At 69.0% G+C, this 21,042-nt stretch carries 21 protein-coding genes; 9 read left to right on the top strand and 12 right to left on the bottom strand.

From position 1 onward, the window contains the following. Positions 1–107: 107 nt before the first annotated feature. On the bottom strand, positions 108–1,277 hold the full coding sequence (locus tag KLK06_RS28925; protein ID WP_214638788.1) for an ROK family transcriptional regulator: 1,170 nt from the start codon (positions 1,275–1,277) through the stop codon (positions 108–110). 130 nt (positions 1,278–1,407) lie between these two features. Between KLK06_RS28925 and KLK06_RS28930 the strand changes: the two genes are divergently transcribed. The 4 genes from KLK06_RS28930 to KLK06_RS28945 are packed head-to-tail and all read left to right on the top strand — an operon-like array spanning position 1,408 to position 5,669. After that, on the top strand, positions 1,408–2,646 hold the full coding sequence (locus tag KLK06_RS28930; protein WP_214638789.1) for an ABC transporter substrate-binding protein: 1,239 nt from the start codon (positions 1,408–1,410) through the stop codon (positions 2,644–2,646). Positions 2,647–2,654: 8 nt separating this feature from the next. After that, positions 2,655–3,551, top strand: a complete 897-nt coding sequence (locus KLK06_RS28935) for a carbohydrate ABC transporter permease (RefSeq protein WP_214638790.1) — start codon at positions 2,655–2,657, stop codon at positions 3,549–3,551. Beyond that, on the top strand, positions 3,544–4,383 hold the full coding sequence (locus KLK06_RS28940) for a carbohydrate ABC transporter permease (protein ID WP_214638791.1): 840 nt from the start codon (positions 3,544–3,546) through the stop codon (positions 4,381–4,383). Before KLK06_RS28935 ends, KLK06_RS28940 begins: the two co-directional genes overlap by 8 nt. A 20-nt stretch (positions 4,384–4,403) precedes the next feature. Beyond that, positions 4,404–5,669 (top strand): alpha-L-fucosidase, encoded by a 1,266-nt coding sequence (locus KLK06_RS28945; protein ID WP_308168496.1) that lies wholly within the window; start codon positions 4,404–4,406, stop codon positions 5,667–5,669. 89 nt (positions 5,670–5,758) lie between these two features. Here the strand turns inward: KLK06_RS28945 and KLK06_RS28950 are convergent, their stop codons facing one another. The 4 genes from KLK06_RS28950 to KLK06_RS28960 all read right to left on the bottom strand — a co-directional run bounded on the left by KLK06_RS28950 (position 5,759) and on the right by KLK06_RS28960 (position 10,620). Further along, complete coding sequence (locus KLK06_RS28950) at positions 5,759–6,583, bottom strand: methyltransferase domain-containing protein (RefSeq protein ID WP_214638793.1); 825 nt, start codon at positions 6,581–6,583, stop codon at positions 5,759–5,761. After that, complete coding sequence (locus KLK06_RS28955) at positions 6,580–9,111, bottom strand: lanthionine synthetase LanC family protein (RefSeq protein ID WP_214638794.1); 2,532 nt, start codon at positions 9,109–9,111, stop codon at positions 6,580–6,582. The genes KLK06_RS28950 and KLK06_RS28955 overlap by 4 nt, the downstream gene beginning before the upstream one ends. Before the next feature lie 191 nt (positions 9,112–9,302). Continuing rightward, on the bottom strand, positions 9,303–9,428 hold the full coding sequence (locus tag KLK06_RS61690; protein ID WP_284735154.1) for a hypothetical protein: 126 nt from the start codon (positions 9,426–9,428) through the stop codon (positions 9,303–9,305). A gap of 277 nt (positions 9,429–9,705) precedes the next feature. Further along, positions 9,706–10,620 (bottom strand): LysR family transcriptional regulator, encoded by a 915-nt coding sequence (locus KLK06_RS28960; protein ID WP_214638795.1) that lies wholly within the window; start codon positions 10,618–10,620, stop codon positions 9,706–9,708. Between the two features lie 45 nt (positions 10,621–10,665). On the opposite strand from KLK06_RS28960, the gene KLK06_RS28965 reads away from it, so the two are divergent. From KLK06_RS28965 to KLK06_RS28980, 4 genes are read left to right on the top strand one after another with little or no spacing between them, the layout of a single operon-like run. Beyond that, positions 10,666–11,610 (top strand): DMT family transporter, encoded by a 945-nt coding sequence (locus tag KLK06_RS28965; protein WP_214638796.1) that lies wholly within the window; start codon positions 10,666–10,668, stop codon positions 11,608–11,610. Further along, positions 11,607–13,145 (top strand): leucyl aminopeptidase, encoded by a 1,539-nt coding sequence (locus KLK06_RS28970; protein WP_214638797.1) that lies wholly within the window; start codon positions 11,607–11,609, stop codon positions 13,143–13,145. Before KLK06_RS28965 ends, KLK06_RS28970 begins: the two co-directional genes overlap by 4 nt. Further along, a complete protein-coding gene (locus tag KLK06_RS28975) occupies positions 13,142–13,408 on the top strand; it encodes a RidA family protein (protein ID WP_214638798.1) in 267 nt (88 codons plus the stop codon). Before KLK06_RS28970 ends, KLK06_RS28975 begins: the two co-directional genes overlap by 4 nt. Before the next feature lie 28 nt (positions 13,409–13,436). Then, positions 13,437–14,408: a PhzF family phenazine biosynthesis isomerase gene (locus tag KLK06_RS28980; protein WP_214638799.1), complete on the top strand. Its 972-nt coding sequence runs from the start codon at positions 13,437–13,439 to the stop codon at positions 14,406–14,408. A gap of 67 nt (positions 14,409–14,475) precedes the next feature. Here KLK06_RS28980 and KLK06_RS28985 read toward each other — a convergent pair whose 3' ends face one another. After that, positions 14,476–14,841 carry a hypothetical protein gene (locus KLK06_RS28985; protein ID WP_214638800.1) on the bottom strand — a complete coding sequence of 122 codons (366 nt, stop codon included), beginning with the start codon at positions 14,839–14,841 and terminating at the stop codon, positions 14,476–14,478. 235 nt (positions 14,842–15,076) lie between these two features. Then, positions 15,077–16,093: a proline racemase family protein gene (locus tag KLK06_RS28990; protein ID WP_214638801.1), complete on the bottom strand. Its 1,017-nt coding sequence runs from the start codon at positions 16,091–16,093 to the stop codon at positions 15,077–15,079. A 244-nt stretch (positions 16,094–16,337) separates the two neighbouring features. On the opposite strand from KLK06_RS28990, the gene KLK06_RS61695 reads away from it, so the two are divergent. Further along, positions 16,338–16,466, top strand: a complete 129-nt coding sequence (locus KLK06_RS61695) for a hypothetical protein (RefSeq protein WP_284735155.1) — start codon at positions 16,338–16,340, stop codon at positions 16,464–16,466. 11 nt (positions 16,467–16,477) lie between these two features. On the opposite strand, the gene KLK06_RS61700 is transcribed toward KLK06_RS61695, so the two are convergent. From KLK06_RS61700 to KLK06_RS29010, 5 genes are read right to left on the bottom strand one after another with little or no spacing between them, the layout of a single operon-like run. Beyond that, on the bottom strand, positions 16,478–16,603 hold the full coding sequence (locus KLK06_RS61700) for a hypothetical protein (RefSeq protein ID WP_284735156.1): 126 nt from the start codon (positions 16,601–16,603) through the stop codon (positions 16,478–16,480). A gap of 60 nt (positions 16,604–16,663) precedes the next feature. Further along, a complete protein-coding gene (rbsK, locus tag KLK06_RS28995; protein ID WP_214638802.1) occupies positions 16,664–17,548 on the bottom strand; it encodes a ribokinase in 885 nt (294 codons plus the stop codon). A 23-nt stretch (positions 17,549–17,571) separates the two neighbouring features. Continuing rightward, the gene (locus KLK06_RS29000) at positions 17,572–18,927 is read right to left on the bottom strand and encodes an ADP-ribosylglycohydrolase family protein (protein ID WP_214638803.1); all 1,356 of its coding nucleotides are present in this window, start codon (positions 18,925–18,927) and stop codon (positions 17,572–17,574) included. After that, entirely contained in the window at positions 18,924–20,072 is a 1,149-nt protein-coding gene (locus tag KLK06_RS29005; RefSeq protein ID WP_214638804.1) for an ADP-ribosylglycohydrolase family protein, read from the bottom strand. Before KLK06_RS29005 ends, KLK06_RS29000 begins: the two co-directional genes overlap by 4 nt. Then, positions 20,069–21,037 carry an ADP-ribosylglycohydrolase family protein gene (locus KLK06_RS29010; protein ID WP_214638805.1) on the bottom strand — a complete coding sequence of 323 codons (969 nt, stop codon included), beginning with the start codon at positions 21,035–21,037 and terminating at the stop codon, positions 20,069–20,071. Before KLK06_RS29010 ends, KLK06_RS29005 begins: the two co-directional genes overlap by 4 nt. Between the last annotated feature and the right edge of the window lie 5 nt (positions 21,038–21,042).

A 21,042-nucleotide genomic window follows, 5' to 3' on the forward strand; every position in this document is an offset into this window, starting at 1 on the left:
AGGAAGATTACCGGCGCAAGATCAGTTTCGTCTGCCGAATGATCACTGCCGATGATGACAAATCCGCAAGCCGCGTCTGACAGGCGAGCCCTCGGGCTCCCGCCTGGTCACCCGCCCGACGTACCGGGCGGCCCGATGGCAAGCGTTTCCGGAGCGGCGAGCGCCAGACTGGCCGCGCCGAGCGCGTGCTGGGCGTCGCTCCAAGGACGGACGATCACTTGGGCGCGGTAGGCCGCGGTGACCTGGCTGGTCCGCATCACGGCGGAGAACCCGGGCTCCAGGCCCGGCCAGAGAACGTGGTTCTCGCCGATGACCGCGATGGTGGGCGTGCCGAGCAGGTTGACGACGCCGGCGACGGACCGCCCGAGTATGGTGCCGACCTTGGCGAGCACTCCGGCCAGTGACCGCTCACCGGAGACCCATCGCGAGCGGAGCTCCTCGATGGTGGTGCTCGCCTCGGCGAGGCCCTCGCGACGGGCGGCGCGCAGGATCCCGTCGTCGCCGGTGAACGTCTCCAGACAGCCCCGGGCGCCGCAGGCGCAGCGCGGGCCGGTGGCGGCGACCGGCGTGTGGCCGAACTCGCCGGACAGCCCGCTCGGATCGCGGTGCACCCGCCGCCGCAGGACCGCCCCGATCCCCACCCCGTCGCCGATGCCGAGCACCAGGAAGTCGTCGTGCTCACGTCCCGTCCGATACAGGAGTTCGGCGGTGGTGCTGGCCGTGAGGTCGTTGTCGACGAGCACCGGGATCGGCAGCGCGGCACGCAGCCGTTCACCGAGAGGAAGGTTGCTCCACCCAAAGCGGGGACAGAACCGGATATAACCCGCATCGACGGCAGCCGGCACGGCCACGCCGGCGGCCTTGAGCCTGGGGCCCACGGCGGGGTCGGCCAGCGGCCGGCCGATGACCCTGAGTAGCTGAGGGATCGGGTCTGCGTGACAGTCGAAGGACGATACATCGGATGTGAGCATCCCTCCATCCAGCCCCGCCACGACGGTGACGAGGTGGTCGGTCGCCACCCGTACGCCGATGGTCGCGGCGGCCTCCGGCACCACCTGAAGGGGGATGCGCGGCCGGCCGACCACCCCGGTCTGCGGGGCGAGAATCCGTAGATAACCGCTGGCCAATAGGCGTCGCGTGTGTTCGTGCACGGTCGCGTCGCCGAGCTTGAGCCGGGCCGCGATCTGGCGGCGGTCCAGGGCGCCGGCCGTGCCGAGAAGCGCCAGGATCTCCACGCGAGTCAGATCGCCGCGACCGGCCGTTCGGCGAGCAGTCATCGGATATTTCCTCTCACAAGCTCATTGACATTACGGATTGCTACGCCCTAGTTTCAAATCAATTAACTCGGCCCCGAGCTTATTGAGTGGAGCTGCGATGGGCAGGCAGATGCATGGCGGTCGGAGATCATTGGCGATCGCAACAGCGGTGGTCATCGCGGGGGGATTAACGGCCGGTTGTGGGGGCGACGGCCAGGACTCGGCAGGAGGCAGCAAGGCGAGCAACGGCGCGGTGGCGCTCACCTGGTCGATGTGGGCGTCCGGAACTGAGGACCGAAATGCCTGGCAGAAGGTGGCCGACCAGGTCACCCAGAAGTACCCGAACATCAAGATCACCCTCGAGACGGCACCCTTCGCCGACTACTTCAGCAAACTCGGCACCCGACTGGCCGGCGGCAGCGCGGCGTGCATCGTCTCCATGCAGAGCCTGCGTACGGGCGGCTACGTCAGCGGCATGCGCCCCTTGGACGACCTGATCAAGAAGAACGGCCTCGACATCGCCGACTTCGACTCCTCGATCATGGCCGGGCTGGCCTCGGGCGGCAAGCAGTACGCGCTGCCGTACGACGTCGGCTCGCTGATCCTCACCTACAACAAGGACATGTTCAAGGCGGCCGGCGTGCCGGACCCGAAGGTCGGCTGGAGCGTGGCGGACTTCGAGTCGGCGGCCAAGAAGCTGACCACCGGCGGCAAGTACGGCTTCGTGGCCTACCCCTCGGCCCTGGGGATGTTCTCGATGATCCTCTCCAAGACGGGCGCCGAGCCGATGGACGCCTCCGGCAAGCTCACCCTCACCACCGAGCCGATGAAGGCCGGCTTCCAGTGGTACGCGGACCTGGTCGCCAAGCAGGGCGTAGCGCCCAAGGTGCCCGGCGTGGACAACAACTTCACCGAGACCCAGTTCCTCAACGGAAACGTGGCGATGTCGGTGAACGGCCCCTGGTCGGTTCTGGAGCTCAAGGCGAAGGCCAAGTTCGATGTGGGCCTGGCCACCATCCCCGCCGGTCCGAACGGGACCAAGAGCTACTCGGCCGGGTCCGGCTTCGGCATCTCCCAGTCCTGCCCGTACCCTGACGAGGCGTTCAAGGCGGTCAGCACGATGACCAGCGCCGAGGTGCTCGGGCAGCTCGGCTCGGTCGGGCGCGCCTATCCGGCGCGCAAGTCCGTACAGAACAAGTGGTACGAGAACGCCTTCGAGGGCTCCAAACCGGTCCTCGACGCCGCCAACGCCTCCGCGAAGCCGTTCCGGACGACCAGTAACTGGGACCCGGTGGAGAAGCTGCTGGCCCAGTACGGCATCCAGGCCTTCAACGGGCAGTCCACGGGGGCGGAAGTACTCAGCCAGGTGCAACAGCAGGCACCGGCGTAGGGAGCGACGTGCACCACGACGCCAAACCCCCCCGTCTGCGCCGTGATGGGCGGGCCGCGGCCCTGTTCGCCGGGCCCAGCCTCATCGGGTTGACGCTGTTCACCCTCTTCCCGATCGTGTTGTCCTTGGTGATGGCGTTCTTCCAGTGGCCCGCGGTGGGCGAGCGCACCTTCAACGGGCTGGAGAACTTCGCGACGCTGTTCACCGATCCCGTCTTCCGGCGGGCGCTGCTCAACACGCTGCTGTTCGTGGTGCTCTACCTGCCGCTCAACCTCATCGTGTCGGTGGGGTTGGCGGTGTGGATGGGCCCGCGCATCAAGGGCCGCAAGGCGCTGCGCGTGGTGTTCTTCCTGCCCGTGGTCACGCCGATGGTGGCCAACGCGGTCGTCTGGCGGATGATCTACCAGCCGAACGGGCTCATCGACGGCTCGCTGTACGCCGCCACCGGCACGCACGCGCCGAACTTCCTCGGCGAGCAGGGCTGGGCCATGTTCGCCGTCGTCGCGATGAGCGTGTGGCAGGGGTTCGGCTACAACATGCTGGTCTTCTCGGCCGCGCTGGACGCCATCCCCCGGCACCTCCTGGAGGCGGCGCAGATCGACGGGGCGGGACCATGGCGTCAGTTCTTCCGCATCATGCTGCCGATGATCTCCCCGGCGCTGTTCTTCGCCACGACCATGACGCTCATCACGTCGTTCCAGATCTTCACCCAGCCGTTCCTGATGACCGGCGGCGGGCCCGGCAACGACACCGAGACCCTCATGATGTTCGTCTTCGACAAGGGGTTCTCGATCTATCAGTTCGGACTCGCGTCCGCCGGGGCCTGGATCGTGTTCGTGCTGATCCTGGGCGTGACCGCGGTGCAGTTCGCCGGCCAGCGCAAGTGGGTGAACTACGATGTCTGATCACGCCGTCCGCCGCGTCAGGCTGGTCATCTCGCACATCGCGCTCTACCTGGTGGCCGCCGCGTTCCTGTCGCCGCTGGTGTACATGCTGGCCACCTCGTTCAAGCGCCCCGACGAGGTGTTCGGGTCGCCGCCGAGCCTGTTCGGGTCGGTGTTCCGGTGGCAGAACTACACCGAGGCGTTCGAGTACCTGCCGTTCGGGCGGTTCGTGCTCAACGGGTTCGCCGTCGCCGTCTGCGGCACCCTTGTGGTGCTGGTGGCGTCGGCCACGTCGGCGTACGCCTTCTCGCGGCTGCGCTGGCGCGGTCGCGACGGCGTCTTCCTGGTCTTCCTGGCCACGCTGATGATCCCCCAGGAAGTGCTGGTCGTGCCGATGTTCATGCTGATGAAGTGGTTCGGCTGGGTGGACTCCTACCAGGCGCTGATCTTCCCCTGGGCGTTCACCGCCTTCGGGACGTTCATGCTGCGCCAGTTCTTCCTGACCATCCCCGAAGAGATGTCCGAGAGCGCCCGCATCGACGGCGCGGGAGCGGTGCGCGTCTTCACCAGCATCATGCTGCCGCTGATCAGGCCCGCGCTCGCGGTGCTGGCGGTCTTCACGTTCATCAACTTCTGGAACAGCTTCATGTGGCCGCTGATCATCATCAACTCGGTGGACGAGAAGGCCACGGTGCCGCTGGGCCTGCAGATGTTCTTCGGCCAGCAGGGCACCCAGTGGAACCTCATCATGGCCGCCTCGGTGATCTCCATGGCGCCCACCGCGGGGCTGCTCATCCTCCTGCAGAAACATCTCGTACGCGGGATCGCGACCAGCGGTTTCGGCGGCCGGTGAAAACTCTTGAAAGGAATGTCGTGGACCACGCCTGGTTCTCCGAGTCCCGGTTCGGCATGTTCGTGCACTGGGGCCTCTACGCTCTGCCCGCCCGCCACGAGTGGGTGAAGAACCGCGAGCAGCTGACCGATGAGGACTACCAGCGGTATTTCGACCACTTCGACCCCGACCTGTACGACCCGGCGCGGTGGGCGCGGCTGGCCAAGGAGGCCGGCATGCGCTACATCGTCCTCACCACCAAGCACCACGAAGGCTTCTGCCTGTGGGACTCGGCGCACACCGACTACAAGGTGACCCGTACCCCCTGGGGCAAGGACCTGGTCGCGCCGTTCGTGGAGGCCGTACGCGCCGAAGGGCTGAAGGTCGGCTTCTACCACTCGCTGATCGACTGGCACCACCCCGAGTTCCCCGTCGACTCCCGCCACCCGCAGCGCGATGACGAGGCGTACAAGGCCGCCACCGCGGGCCGCGACGTCTCCAAGTACGCCGACTACCTGCATGCCCAGGTACGCGAACTCCTGACCGACTACGGCCGGATCGACTACCTGTTCTTCGACTTCTCCTACCGGGACAGGCCGGGCGAGTGGGGCGGCAAGGGCGCCGACGACTGGCGCTCCCCCGAGTTGCTGGAGATGGTGCGAGAGCTCCAGCCGGGGATCATCGTCAACGACCGGCTCGACATCCCCGGCGACTTCGTCACCCCTGAGCAGTACCAGCCCGCCGGCCCGATGACCGTCGACGGCCACGAGGTGCCGTGGGAGGCCTGCCAGACCCTCAACGGAAGCTGGGGATACGACCGGGACAATCTCGACTACAAGTCCCCTGACCTGCTCGTACGCATGCTGGTCGACAGCGTCGCCAAGGGCGGCAACCTGCTGCTCAACGTGGGCCCTGACGGCCGCGGCCAGATCGACCCGCGCGCCCGCCAGACCCTCGGCGACATCGGCGACTGGATGCGGCTGAACTCCCGCTCCATCTACGGCTGCGGCCCCAGCGGCTTCACCGCGCCTCCCGACTGCCGCTACACGCAGCGGGGTGATCGGCTCTATCTGCACGTGTTCGCCTGGCCGTTCCGCCACCTGCACCTGCCGGGGCTGGCCGGGCGGGTGAAGTACGCCCAGTTCCTGCACGACGCGTCGGAGATCCGTTCGCGCGTGATCGACCCCACCCAGACGGCCGCGAACACGGCGATCGGTGCCCCGGCCCCGGACGTCCTGACCCTCGACCTGCCGGTTCAACGCCCCGACGTCGCCGTACCGGTCATCGAACTGTTCCTCACCGACTAGCCCCCACCGGCCCCGGTTCCCGGCACCCGCCGGAACCGGGGCCTCGTCCGTCACCGCGCTTCGCGACCCCCAACCCTGGGACAAACCGGTCAGCCCTCGCGGCGGAGGATGGCGATGTAGTCGGCCGTCGAGTTCTTGTCATACGTGGCGTCGGTAAGTTCCCAGCCGGTGCCGGAGACGAGTTCGGCGAGCTCGCGTGGTGCCAGGCACAGGTAATGGAACCAGGGTGTCGCCACGTCGCGATAGCGGATCCGCATGGTGCGCTGTCCGGCGATGCGGCCTGCCCGCAGGTTCCGTTCGTTGTAGGGCAGGTGCAGTGGATCGACGGAATCGGTCGTGTTGTTGCCTCGGCCGACGATCACGGCACCGGGTGCGGCCATCGCGGCCAGAGCCCGCAGGAACCGCGGTGCCCGCTCGCGGCTTTCCAGCAGGCCCAGGTTGGCGCCCAGGAGCAGGAAGCTGTCGTAACGCGCCCCGGTCGCGGCGTGTTCGTCAACCGTGGCGAGAACGACTGACCGTATCCCTTGCTGCCCGCACACCTCGAGCGCGCCACTGGAGGTGTCGAGCGCGGTGACGGCGTGGCCTCGCTCGAGCAACGCGCGCGCGGCTCGTCCTCCGCCGGCGCCGACGTCCAGGACCTTGCCTTTGACCAGATCCAATGCTCGGCGTTCCGCGTTCGGCCACTGCTCGATCGGCGCGAGCCAGGGTGCGACGGGAAGGGACTTCACCAGGCCGTCGTCGCGTTCCATGATCTGGAGGATCGGGGCGGCGTCCGAGGTCAGAGATGCCCGGTAGGCATCGCGCAGCATGTCCCCGATCGCGTCACCGATGCGAGGACCGAAACGATCCTCCTGGCGGTCTTCGGTTCCTTGGCGGTCGAGACCTCCAAGAGTGCGGAAGTCGGGTGCGTTCAAAGTCTCTCCTTGGCCGGAACTGGGGCAGATAGAAGGGGCGTGTCGCCGCCCTGCACGGCGAGACGGCGGAAGAAGCCCAGAATTCCGGCCAGCCCGGTCATCAGCGAGACGGCTCCGGCCTCGCCCGGATCCTTGATGAAGACCGGGTGGTCGGCCGGACCGGCACTGCGCAGCAGCATCTGCACGGCGACGGCGCGTGCCGCGTCCCAGCTTCGTGGATCCCCGTCGCGAACGGCGATGTCGATGAGCGCGTTGCCGATGCCGGCCGCGCCGCAGCACTGATCGAGTACGCCGATCCGAGGCATGAAGAGCTCCATCGCCGTGCCGATATCCCTGGCGCGGTGGATCAGCGCCGGATCGCCGAACGCCGTTCCTGCGTGGAGCAGCGTGGGCACGATGCCGGCCAGGCCCCGGCACCAGGAGAGGGCGGGCGCCGGCGCGGATCGTTCGCGCGCCTGCCGTGCCCACATTCCGGCGTGTTCGGCCAGCCGTTCGGTGCGCTTGACGGCCTCCGCCTGCAGACGATGGTCTCCGATACGCGTACCGGCGCTGATCAGCAACTCGATGACGCCCGCGCGCCCGCGCGCCGGGCCCATGGATGAGTCGATGGCCGCCCAGTCGCGCGGCGGGGCATCGTCGGCCTCCGAGCCGAGGTCGCCGCCGTCCATGACGAATTCCGCGCATCGCCGGACGACGGCGAGATGGGCTGGGTCGGCGTCGTGCCGCGACAGCAACAGGTGGCCGATCCCGACCCCGGCGGCCCCGGTGATCAGCCCGAGCCCGTCCGGGGCCCACTCCGCGCCCGGCACATACGGGCCGAGATACTCCTCGGGTGGCGCGATGCCGTGCTCGCGCGCCCGCATCAGGAAGACGTCGATCCCCGTCCGGCCGCGAAACAGACCGGGCCGCGGGTGCGCGGGCATGGCACGGACGGTGACGGCGGCCAGCTCGTGTACGCAGTCGGCGACACCGGGCTCGCCCAGATGTTCCAGCAGTTCGAGGCCGATGCCTGCCGTCCCGGCGTGGACATCGGCGCCGTAGGCGGATGCCGATGGGTCGGCCAGGATACGGCGGGCCTGGGCGAGCACGTCGGCGAGAACGCTCCCGGCGATGTCCGCGGCGAGTTCGGGGGTGACGTTCGGCGGCGCGGGCAGGCCCCGGAACCGTCGCGTGCTCTCCACGGCGGTGCACCCGACCTCGGTGGTGCGCCGGATCGGGATCTCCCCCGCCGCGAGCCGCCGCAGTGCGGTTCGGGCGGCGTGCTCGTCGCCGAGCAGGTCCGCGATGATGGCGATCATTCCGGTCGGTTCCTCGCCATAGGCGGACCGGATGGCCTGGAGCGCACGCTCGCGGGGCAGACCGGAGTCGTCTCCCAGCGTGACCGGCCGTATGTGCCACATCGCGAACAGCAGCGTCATGGCGAGGGCGTGAAGGTCGTCGGTGTCTCGTGGCGGCTCGTCGCGCCGCTGCCGCGCCGGCGCGTAGCCATGCGTCCCTCCGGGGAGGTGCAGGCCGTCGTAGCAGGCCACGCCGAAGTCGACGACGCTGACCCGGTCACCGTCGATCACCACGTTCTTCGGTGCGAGGTCGCGCATGATGATGCCGCGCGCATGAAGATCTAGGAGGATCTGGGCGAGTCGCCTGCCGAGCGTTTCGAGGCGACGCCGATCTCCGGCGCCATGATGCGCATCGATCGGATACGGACCGTTCTGGGCGATGTCCTCGGCGAGATTGACCGGGCCGGCGTCGGACGTCACCAAGAACTCGTCCTGGCCGTGCCGGAAGTGATCCAGAAATCGCGGGACACCAGGGCAATCCTTGAGTGCCTGCAGGACACGGCGTTCGTTGCGCAGCCGCATGCGGATGTCGCCCGAGGTCGCGGTTTCGTCCACCAGAGCACGGGCCTGCTTGATGACGACGTTCGTCCCGTCGCGCTGGTCGACGGCCCGATAGACGTTGCCACGCGCGGATTCGAAGATTCCCGCGACAACCCGGTAGTGGTGGCCGAGAACCGCCGGTTCCTCCAGAGTGCTCTCTTCATCCGGCCGCAGGCCGGTGAACGGATCGACGACCCAGGCCGGCTGCTCGTAGTGCAGGCCGGCGAGCCCTTCGAACTCTTCCCCGCCAGGCCCATCGATCCGGGCGACGAACCGTCCACGCGCGTCGGAATCGTCGGCCTTCTTGAACGGGCCATAGCGGTAATAGACCGGGGAGTCCTGGTCCACCCGCCGATCGCTGAGCACTCGCGGCCCCAGATGGCCACGCAGGAGTTCGGCCAACTGCAGGCCCAGCCCACGGATCCGCCGCTGGTCCGGGTAGATCGTGAACGCCTTCCCGACGCTCGCCGGGGCACTGTATCCGTTGTTCAGCCGGTCGAGGACCTGGTGCGAGCGTGCGAGCTTGAACACGCAGCCCTCGGCCAGAAGCAGGGGAACAAGCTTCTCGACCAGCTCCGAGTAGGTTGCCGACCGAGAGGAGACATGCAGTTTCCAGCCATGTTCGAGCAGCGGGACACCATGGGGATACACCGTCAGCCACGTCTGTCCGAGGCTTGTGCGATGGCCGGTCCGGACATGCTCTTCGACGATTTTCTCGATGGCTTCGGAGTCCCTTGCTGACACCTCAGACATTGATGCCATCACGCCGGAAGAGCATGCCCGACCTCTTTCTCCAGGAAGTTCAGCACGGCCTCGACAGCGGGCCGGGTGCCGTCAGCCGCCTACGTCCAGGTGCTGTCGATCTGCAGCCGCCCGTCCTGCGCCCTGACGGTCTCGAGGAAGCCGATGGTCGGCTCCAGCACGTTCGTTCCTGCTTCACGGGGTTCCAGAGCAAGCAGATTGTTCAACGTAACTCCCTCTCCGTGGGCGCCGCCACGGCGCTTCCGACGATCTCCCCTTGTATAGCATTTGACGATCTTCGTCACTATTCTTGACTTTTGTTCGTCTATGTGTAGCTGGAAGGGTCAGGTGCAACGCATGATCGCGCGGATATGGCGAGGATGGGCCTCGACAACGACAGCCGACGACTACCAGCGCCACTACGAATCCGAGGTCGCCGAGCATCTCCAGCGGTGACCGGCCGATTCGAACCACAGGTCTTGACCATTGTTCCGGCCCGCCACCTCACGTACTAGCGCTCGAGTCTTCCCTCTCTGCCTCGCGGCGACTCCCCGCGTACTTTCGAGCGATGTCTCGCATCCGTGTGACGTGGGGATGCCAAGGCCGGTCGGTGGGGCCGGTGAGCACGAGCCGACGGCCGAGTCTCGGTTCGAGCTCGACCATGATGAGGGTGTCGGGGAGCATGGCGGTGGCGAGCGAAGGCATGATCGCGACGCCGAGATGTGCTTCGACCATGGCGAGGAGGGTGGTGACCTCGTGGACCCTCTGTGCGGGGGCGTAGCGGGCGCCGATTGTGGCGTGCATGTGCTTGATCTGGGGCTCGCAGCCGCTGGAGGTCACCAGTAGCGGGTCCGCCAGAAGGTCCTCGAGTTCGATGCGCCCGCTGGCCGCCAGGGGGTGATCCCGTCGGAGCACGGCCCGGAAGTCGTCGCTGGCCAGCAGCAGACCGCCCGCTGGGAACGGGTCGGGGTCGATGAGCACGGCGGCGTCGACGGCCCCGGTCGCCAGCCATTCCTGGAGCTCGGCGTCGCTGCCTTCGAAGAGGCGGATGTCGACTCCGGGGATCTCCGTACTCCACAGCGCGAACAGTTCGGGAATGAGCCGGTGGGAGACGGTCGGCGACGCTGCCACCCGAACGAGGCCGGTGGCGTCCTTTTCGTTGTGGGTCTCGATGGCGGCTTCCAGGGCGCGTGCCGCCGCGAGCACGCTGCGGGCGTGCGGGAGGAGGAGCTCGCCGAGCACGGTTGCGGTGATGGCGGGGGAACGGCGCACGAGCGGGGCTCCGGTGGCGCGTTCGAACGCGGCGAGTGTGTGGGAGACGGCTGACTGGCTCATCCGGAGGTGGTCGGCTGCCGCGCCGAAGCCACCGTGGTCGATCACGGCCGTGAACACCTCAAGCTGGCGCAGGGTCACGCTCATGTATCTACCTCATGCATCGATGAACTTGATTTATTTGCTTCATCCATGCAGCTTACCGAGACTGATCAGGTGACGGCACGAACTTGGGCATGGGCCCGTGTGGGTGTACTCGCCCTGCTGTGGGGATCGACATTCCTCTGGATCAAACTGGCTCTGACGGCGCTGTCTCCTGGCCAGCTCACCTTCGCTCGCTGTGTACTCGGGGCGCTCACCTTGATGGCGTTGTGCCTTGGGGCGCGTCAGCGTCTCCCCCGTGGGCGCAGAATCTGGGGACACCTTTTCGTCGCCGCCTTCTTCTGCAACGCTCTGCCCTTCTTCCTGTTCAGTATCGGTGAGCAGAGCGTTGACTCTGGGGTGGCCGGCGTGTTGAACGCGACGACTCCGTTGTGGTCACTGCTGATCGGGATCGTCATCGGCACCGAACGCGGGGTCCACCCGGTCCGCCTGGGCGGGCTGCTTCTCGGGTTCGCGGGAGTCGTGGTGATCTTCGCTCCATGGCAGCATGCCGGCTCTGTCGGCTGGGGGGTGTTCGCCATCGTCGCCGCGGCGGCCAGCTATGCCATCGGCTTCGTCTACATGGGACGAAATCTTGTCGGGAAGGGTGCCACCACGATCTCCCTCTCCACGGCTCAACTCTTCGCGGCGGCGGCGCTGACGGCGCCGGCCTTGCCGATCGATGGCCTGGCGCCGGTCCAGGCCGACCAGCGGGGCTTGATCGCCGTCGTCATCCTGGGGATCTTCGCCACCGGAATCACCTTCCACCTCACGTTCCGGATCATCGCGGACGAGGGCGCGACCAATGCCGCGACAGTCGGCTACCTGCTGCCGGTGGTCTCGGTGGTGCTGGGGGCCGTTGTGCTCGACGAGGGTTTCAGTGTCCGGGTCGCGGCCGGAATGGTCGTCGTACTCATCGGTGTCGGCATGACGCGTAGACGGAATCCGGCCGTCGAAAACTCGCGGACTACGAAAGAAGAGGATGTCCTTCAGTGACGACAGTGACAGTGAGCACCTCCCCGGCGGTGTCGCTGCGAGTGGACGCCATCGTGATCGGTGTCGCCAAGGGCCCTCAGGGGCCGGTGCTGGCACCCGGAGCGGAGACAGTAGCAGAGGCGTTCGACGGTGCGTTGGTGGAGATCCTCGGCAGGCTCGGCGTGAGCGGTGCTGAGGGCGAGGTGGTCAAGCTGCCGTCCCCCGACGGCGTCGAGGCCGGCGTGGTCCTCGCTGTCGGCCTTGGCGAGGCCGTCAACAGCGGCGCGTACGATGCCGAGAACCTTCGCGAGGCCGCAGGTGTGGCCGCCCGGAGCTTGGCCGGCATGGGGAAAGCCGCCCTGGCCCTTCCTGTCGAGACCGCCGAAGCCGCGCAGGCGGTGGCCCTGGGCGCTCTCCTCGGCGCCTACGCCTTCACCGCGTACCGCACGATCGGCAACGCCAAGGCTCCTGTCGGTGAGCTGACGATCCTCACCGATCACCGGGGTCACACGAGCGCCAAGGTCGGGGCACAGCGCGCCACGGTGATCCACCGGGAGGTGAACCGTTGCCGGGACCTCGTCAACATGCCGGCGAACGACCTGACCCCGGAGAGCTTCGCCGTTACCGTGCGGGCAGTCGGTGAGGAGTACCGGCTCGAGGTCGAGGTCCTCGACGACAAGGCGCTCACGGAAGGTTCGTTCGGCGGCATCCTCGGTGTCGGTCAGGGGTCGGCCAACCCGCCGCGGCTGGTGAAGATCGCCTACAGCCACCCGGAGGCGCAGACCAACCTGGCCTTCGTGGGCAAGGGCATCACCTACGACTCGGGCGGCATCTCGTTGAAGCCGGTCGGTTTCAACGAAATCATGAAGCGCGATATGTCCGGCGCCGCCGCCGTGTTCGCAGCCGTGGCCGCCATATCCCGGCTCGGCCTGCGGATCAACGTCACCGGCTGGCTGGCGCTGGCCGAGAACATGCCGTCCGGGTCCGCCACCCGCCCCGGCGACGTGCTGCGGATGTACGGCGGCAAGACCGTCGAGGTGCTCAACACCGACGCCGAGGGACGGGTGGTGCTCGCCGACGCCCTGGTACGCGCGGGCGAGGAGAAGCCTGACGCCATCGTGGACGTGGCCACCCTGACCGCGGCCATGAGGATGGCACTGGGCAACCGCATCTTCGGCGTGATGTCCAACAACGACGACTTCCGCAACCGAGTCCTCGACGCCGCCCGGCGGGCCGGCGAGCAGGCTTGGCCACTGCCGCTGCCTGCCCAGCTGCGCAAGAGCTTGAACTCCCGGGTGGCCGACATCGCCAACACCGGCGAGCGGATGGGAGGCGGCCTGGTGGCCGGCCTGTTCCTCAGGGAGTTCGTGCCGGACGGCACCGACTGGGCCCACCTGGACATCGCCGGACCGGCCTTCCACGAGGGCGCCTCCTACGGCTACACCCCCGAGGGCGGTACCGGATCCGCGGTGCGAACCCTGGTTCAGCTGGCAGAAGACATCGCGGGCGATCGCCGGCCGACAGATGACCATCCACGACGCACGGGGACCGTATGACCCTTCTCGACTTCACCGCACCCTTCGGCCACTATTCGCCGGCCACAGTCACGCCGGACGGCACCATCTGGGTGTCCGCGCAGCTTCCGATGGGCAGCGGAATCTCCGCCCATTCCCCCGTTCCGCGGCAGACGCGCGCGGTCGACGCCGTCTTCGCTGAGGTGTTCGGCGAACGTCGCCCAGCGCGGACCGTGCTCCAAGTCGGCGGGTTGCACCATGGCTTTCGGGTAGCGGCAGACGCTGTTTCCTGGCGAACGCCATGAAGACTCCCGATCGAAAGGGCGGGCGGCCATGAGGGTCCTCTACCAGGTCGATGCCTTCACTCTCACTCCCTTCACCGGCAATGCGGCCGGTGTGGTGCTGACGGCACAGGGCATGACGGACGCCGAGATGCTCTCGGTCGCGCGCGAGCTCAACAACTCCGAGACGGCCTTCGTGTTGCCCCCGGATGGTTCTGACCATGATGTGCGAGTCCGCTTCTTTACCCCGACAACAGAGGTTCCGACTTGTGGGCACGCCACCGTGGGGGCCCACTACGCCCGAGCGGTTGAGTATGACTTGCCGTCGTGCTCATTGGTGCAGAAGACGGGCACTGGGTTGCTCCAGCGGGTAGAAGTCCACCGGGACGGCGACCGGGTGCGGATCGGGATGCACCAGGGTGTGGCCGGCTTCGGCCCCGAGTTGGATCGCCACCAGGTGGACCGGCTGCTGCGAGGTCTGGGCGCCGGCGTCCGCGACCTCGCCGACAACGGACCGGTCCAGGTCGTTTCGACCGGGCACTCCAAAGTGTTGGTCGAACTGCGTGACCACGTCGCGGTGGACGCCTTGAAACCGGATCCCGCCGCGTTGACGGAGCTCAGCCATGAAGTGGGCAGCAACGGCTTCTTCGTTTTCTCCCGTGCCACCGGTGACGCCGGTCTGCTCACCTGGTCGCGGATGTTCGCACCCGCGATCGGCATCACCGAGGACCCGGTAACCGGCAATGGACACGGGCCGCTCGGCGCGTATCTGGTGCGACACGGCATCGTCCCGGCACCCGGCGGGCGACTCATCTTCACCGGGAGACAGGGAGCAGCGATGGGACGGCCCGGCGATGTTCGCGTGCATGTCGAGACCCAGTCCGACGGCGAACTCCTGGTGTCCATCACAGGTGATGCGGCAACGGCATTCAGGGCCGAGCTGCACAGTCCCGCGCCGGACGGGCGTCCAGTCGGCACTACGGCGCCCGGACCGCTGAGCGAGCCGGGTCTTTCATTCCGCTGAAGCGCACGGCTAATCCCCGCCGTCGGACCTGGCCTCTTTGACGGCGGGGACACAACAAGGGCTGCCGTCAGCCGGTGGGACCCGCGTCGGGCCGCACCTCCTTTTCGCCGCCGTCGCCCGCCTCGTCGCCGACGTCGGCACGCCTCTCGGCGTCAGCCGTGGCCTCGGCCTCAGTCTCGGGAGCGACGTCACTCTCGGGCTCGTTACCGGCTTTGTCTTCGCTCTCGGGAGCAGTGTCACTGTCGGTCTCGGTACTGGCCTCAGTGGCGGGGGCGGTTATGTCGGGGGTTGGGATCGCGGGGTTCGTCTCGGTGTCGGGCCAGTCGGCGGGGATGGGGCGGCGCGCCTTCGGGGTGTCGGCCCCTGACCGCTCCGCCACCACGTCGCTCTCGCCACCGTCCCGGTTCACCGCATCAGGCAGATCTTCATTCATCACCCTCACCTGCCCACCGAATTCCGCTCCAACAGTGCGCTCCCGCGCCACCAGAACCCGTTATAGGTAGCGCTGGGCCAGCAGCCGGTCGATCGCCCAGTCCTGCATGGCGATACCGACGGTCTTGAAGACAGTGCGCCCCGCACTGGAGGGTGCGCCCTCTGTGAGGGCGGTTCCCAGCTCGATCAGGTGGTTCTCGGCGCGGTCGCCTCTCGATCCGGTCGTGTCTCTGCCTTCAGCGAAGGACGAAGCCCGGAACCATGTCGTCGTCGGGGTCGACGATGAATCTGTGCTCCCCAGTGCGGAAGGCCCGTCCAGTCACCACTGGTATCACAGCGTGCCGGTCGGCGATCTCGGTAGTATCCGCCACTCGGGCGATCCACGTCGAACCGACGATCGAGGAGTGAACGAGAGCCTTCCCCTTCGGCAACTGGCCGGTCGCGTGCAAGGTGGCGACACGTGCCGACGTTCCGGAACCGCAAGGCGAGCGGTCGACCTCGCCATCAGCGAAAACAGTGACGTTGCGGTGCTGGAGGTTCCCGTCGGCAGCCGAGCCGAGGTCATCGAAGAAGATCACGCCGTAGATGCCGCTGAGCCGAGGGTCAAGGGGGTGTGCGGCGTAGTCGGTGGCGTTGAGCCACGCCTTGATCTCGCGGCTGAGATCGATGATGGCGGTCAGGGAGGCCACATCGACCGCGAGCCCGAACGCCGAAGCAGGCACCTGGGCGTAGATCGCGCCACCGAAGCTGATCGCGCACCGGGCCGGCCCGCGAGACGTCGGCACCTCGACTTCGTCATGCAGGACGTAGCTGGCGATGTTCACGAAGTCGACCGCGGTGACCTTGGTGGCGGCGGTCGAGACCCGGGCGACGACCCGGCCGGACGGCACATCGATCACGACGTCGGTGACGCCCGTGGGATCGACCGGCACCAAGCCGCTCTGGATCGCCCAGACACCGAGGGCGATGGTGCCGTGCCCGCAGGCGGTGGAGAACCCGTCCTTGTGCCAGAACAGAACGCCGAAGTGCGCTCCCGGGTCGTCCGGCGCCACGATGAAGCCGCCGTACATGTCGGCGTGACCACGCGGTTCCGAGCAGAGGAGCCGGCGCAGTCCGTCGACCTCGGGATCCTTCATGGCCGCGACGCGCTTTTCCGCCACTGTTTCCCCGGCGATCTCGGGCGGGCTGGTGACGATCCGGAACGGCTCGCCACCAGCGTGGTAGTCGGTCGTGGTGATGGCTTCGGTGATCATGCTCGTTCCGTTCGCGATAGGGCGGGTCATGAGGCGTCGACTTGGTGCGCCACGACCAGTTGTCGACCAGGGTGGTAGATCTCGCAAGGGGAGGCGTCGGCACGGCCGGTCCATGCTCGTACGGGCTCGGGCCCGTCGAGCGGGTGAGACCGTCGAGCAGGCCGGCGCGCTCCGGCGCTCGGCGCCATGCCTCATATCCGGCGCGGTCGGGCCACACGGAGGTGATGAGAAGATCCTCAGGGTCGTGACGCGGGTGCAGGATCTGACCCTCGATCAGGCCGTAGGGAATCGCGGCCTCCAGGACGCCGTGCTTCAGGTAATAACCGACGACGTCGGGCACCCTGCCGCGCGCCGGCCGCAGCAGCAGGAATGAGCGCACGCCCATCATGGCGTGATGGCCAGTTCGCTGGTGATGTCCTTGACGACGCGCCCATCGGCGATGATCGCCGCCAGCCTGCGTTCCGGATCGGTCAGCACGGAGATGTCCTCGAGCGGGTCGCCATCGACCACGAGCAGGTCAGCGCGGGCTCAAGGCCGGCTGCCGACGTCTGAGGCGTACCGCCCGCCAAGTCAGGCGAGCGAGTCGTCGATCTCCGCGCGGCTGGGCATCGACGTGCTCGCGCCCTCGCGCTGCACCGACAGCGCCGCCGCCGCCGAGGCGAAGCGGAGTGCGGCAGCGGCGGGGAGGCCCTCGGTGCGGGCCACCGCGAGCGCGCCGACGAACGTGTCGCCCGCCGCCGTGGTGTCCACCGCCTTCACCTGTACGGCGGGCACGCGCAGCCGCTCGCCGGACCGCGAGCCGTACAGCGCCCCTTCGGAACCCAGCGTGATGACAACCTCCGGCACCCGTTCGAGCAGTGCCTCCAGTGCCGCGTCGGCGGAGGCGGCGCCGGTGATGGCGGCGGCCTCGTGCTCGTTCGGCACGATCAGCGTGACGGCCTCGAGCAACGCGTCCGGCAGGGGCTGCGCGGGCGCGGGGGTGAGGATCACCGGTACGCCCGACGCCTGCCCGGCCTGAGCGGCGGCGATCACCGCGTTCATGGGCAGCTCCAGTTGAAGCAGGAGCGCCTGCGAGTCGGCGATCACCGCGACGTCGTCGTCGGTGGGGCCGGTGACGGTGCCGTTCGCGCCAGGCACCACGATGATCGAGTTGCCGCCGTCGTCGTCGACCACGATGTGCGCGATGCCGCTCGGGCCGGGTACCTGGCGCAGCCGTTCGACGTCCACGCCGGCCTCGGCCATGCTGGTGCGCATCTCGGCGCCGAAGCCGTCGTCGCCCACGGCGCCCAGGAACGCCACCACCGAGCCCGCCCTGGCCGCCGCGATCGCCTGGTTGGCGCCCTTGCCGCCGGGAATGGTACGGAACTCACGCCCGGTGACCGTCTCGCCCCGCTTGGGGGCCTGGGACACGTAGGCGACGAGGTCCATGTTCGCGCTGCCGAAGACCGAGATCATGCCCTCATCATCTCCTGAGTCTCCTAAGACTGCTGAATCGCCTGCGTGCGGCGGGCCAGTTCGCCCAGCCCGATCCCGTCGAACCCGGTCAGACTGGTGGCCAGGCTGTCCCGCATCATCCACCGCTCCGGCACCCCGCCGTTCAGCGCGCCCGCGACGGATCCGGCCGTGGCGCCGGCCGAGTCGGTGTCCCAGCCGCCGGCGACCGCTCCGGCGATGGTGGCGGTGAAGTCGCCCCGGCCGTGGATCAGCGTGGCGGCCAGGAGGGCGGCGTTGTTGATCGTGTGCACCCAGTGCAGGGCGCCGTGCCGCTCGTGCAGCCGGTCGACGACCCGCTCGAAGTCGGCTTCCTTCGAGGCGTCCTCGACCGCCTGCCGTACCGCCTGGTAGAGCCGTGATCGCGGCGGGACGACGGACAGCCCGGCCTCCACCACCTCGGCGGCGGAGGAGGCGACCAGCGAGCTCGCGCACATGGCGGCGGCGAACATGGCGCCGTAGATGCCGTTCGCGGTGTGGGTGAGGCGGGCGTCGCGCCAGGCGTACTCGGCCGCGGTGGCCGGATCGCCGGGATTGACCCACCCGTACACGTCGGTCCGGATCAGCGCGCCGATCCATTCGCGGAACGGGTTGCGGTACGTCGCCGTCTCCGGCACCTCGGCACCGGCCAGCAGGTTGCGGTACGCGACGCGTTCGGCCGTGAACGTCCGGCCGGCGGGCAGCTCGTCGAGCCACAGCTTGGCCACGTCGTCGGTGGTGAAGCCGCGGCCGTGCCGTTCCAGGACGGACAGGGCGAGCAGCGGGTAGTTCAGGTCGTCGTCCTCGGGGACGCCGTCGATGTTCTCGGCCAGGGAGTTGACGGCGCTGCGCCGGTTCCACGGCCACCGTTCGGCGATGGCGTCGGGCAGCCCCCGGGCGGTGAACCAGCCGGTGATGGGCCAGTTGCCGGTAGCCTCGGCGATCTCCCTGATGCCCGCGCGGGGGATCTTCTCCACCGGCTTGCCGAGCACGCACCCGGCGGCCCGGCCCTGCCAGGCCCCGAGCACGCGGGCCGGATCCGCCTGCCGGGGAACTCCAGGAGCGCCCGGGGCGCCGAGAGCGGCCGGAGCGGGCCAGTCCGGGCAGGCGGCGATGATGGCGGCCAGCTCGGACGGCTCGTCGAGCGGCGACGGGATCGCGGCCAGCTCGTCCAGCAGCCGCTCGGCGAGCGGTCGCAGCCTGAGCGCGCCGGGCTCGGAGGCCCCGGCGCGCGGCGGGGCGTCGTGGCCGCCCGCCGCGTGCCACCGCTCGGCGATACCGCGCACGTCCCGGCCGTCCTCGACGGCCTGGCGCAGCTCGTGGCCCACGAGGTCCTCGGGCTGCACCCAGGTGAGGCGGATCATCGGTCGGCGAAGGCGTCGAGGGTGGTGAAGGCGGCTTCGACGGCGCGGCGGCGGGCGGTGTCGTCGGCGTGCACCCGGCGGGCGACGTCGGCGATCACCCGTCCGGGTGCTTCCAGGTCGGTACGGCTCGCCTCGGCCACCTGCGTGACCCATTCGCGCGGGATCGAGCCGAGCCCGCCCAGGGCGCCCGCGATGGCGCCGCCCATGGAGGCGATCGAGTCGGCGTCGCGGCCGTAGTTCACGCCGCCGAGCACGGTGTCGCGGTAGTCGCCCTTGGCCACCACGAGGAAGCCCAGCGCCAGCGGCAGTTCCTCGATGCTGTGCACCCGGCTCGGCCGCCGCGCCCCGAGGCCCTGGTCGCGGTAGGTGTCGGCGACCGTGTCGAACGGCCGCACGGCCGCACGCAGCGTCTCGAACGAGCCGTCCCAGTGGCCGAGCCCGGCGGCCGCCTCGCAGACCGCCTCGATGGCGGCCCTGGTGCCGTCCTTGGCCAGCCTGAGGCAGGTGGCCACCACGGAGTCGAAAGTCGCGCCCGGCCGCATCGCCTCGGCGACGGCCGCCGCCATGACACCGGCGGCCTCCCGGCCGTAGCTTGACTGGTGGGCGCCGGTCAGGTCGATGGCCTCGGCGTAGGCGGCGTCGGGGTCGGCGGCGTTGACGATGCCGACCGGCGCCACGTACATGGCCGCGCCGCAGTTGACGATGTTGCCGACCCCGGCCTCGCGGGGGTCCACGTGGCCGTAGTGCAGCCGCGCGACGATCCACTTCTCGGCCAGGAAGATCCGCTGGAGCGGCAGCGCCTCGGCCTCCAGCTCAGGGATCCACCGGCGCTCGCCCATCAGCTCGGGCACGAAGTACTCGGCCATCGAGTACGCCCCGAGATGACCTCCGGCCTTCTCGTAGACGCGGATGAGCGCGTGCGTCATCAAGGTGTCGTCGGTGATGTGGCCGTCGCCCTTGTGGTACGGGGCGATGGGCCGGGCGTTGGCCCAGTCCTCGTTGTACGGGGGCACGATGCCCTCGACGTACCCGCCGTACCTGGTGGCGATCTGTTCGGGAGTCCAGCCCTCGGTGGCGCCGCCCAGCGCGTCACCGACAGCCGCCCCCGCCACGCAGCCGGTCGCCCTGTCTTCAAGCGGCGTCATGCGAGTTCCTCCATAAGTTCGATGACATCTTTTCCTGCCATTTCCGGCAGACAGCACCCTGCCAGAGTGCGTGCCGACGTGATCCATCCCTCTGGGATCGCGTCGAGCCCGCCGCATGCCCCGGTGAGCGCGCCTGTGAGAGCGGGCGCGGAGTCGGCCAGCGCGGCCAGGCACGCGGCGGCCGGTACGGCCGCGCTCAGGGAGCCGCCCGCCACCTCGGCCAGCGCCAGCGCCACGGGCACCGTCTGCGCGGCGCCCACCCCGTAGCTGTAGACGTGGTCGAGCAGCGCGGCGTCGAGCGCGGGCACGGCGGCGAACGGGTCGCCCGCCTTGCGCGCCACGTCCAGCGCCAGCCGGGCGTTGTGCCCGATGGCGGTGTCGGGCGGCAGTACGGCCAGCGCCGCCCCGGCCGCCGCGGCCGCCGAGCCCGTCGCCACCGCCTCGGCCACCGCGGCCGCCATGGCCAGGGCCCCGAGCAGCCCGTCGTTGGCGTTGGTGACCTGGGCGTCCTCGGTCGGGTCCCGGCCGAGCGCGCCGAAGGCGACGGCCCTGACGGCGGCGGCGTCGTCGAAGTGGTGCGGGTTGTCGTGACCGCTGGCCGGGGGCTCGACGCCCTTGGCCAGGTTGCCGAGCGCGGTGGCCACCGAGATGCGCGCCCGGATGTCCTCGCGGCCCGTGAGGTCGCGGAACGCCTCGGCGCGCGGCCGGTCGATGGTGAGCACCGTCCAGGCGAGCCACTCGGCGTCGTCGGACGGGCCGACGGCCAGCGGGGCCACGGGCTGGTTGAGCGCGAACGGCACCGGCAGCGTGGTGACCCGGTGCTCCTCCGCGAACGTGTCCAGCTCGCGGAGCAGGCGTCTGCTCCACGGCGCGTGCAGGACCGACCGGTGCCTGGCGGCGGGCCAGCCCGCGGCGTCTCCCACGGCGAGCCCGACGAAGGCTCCCGCGATTCTGTCCCCCGACATGAGTT

This window comes from Nonomuraea sp. NEAU-A123, from assembly GCF_018603905.1.
Taxonomy (GTDB): domain Bacteria; phylum Actinomycetota; class Actinomycetes; order Streptosporangiales; family Streptosporangiaceae; genus Nonomuraea.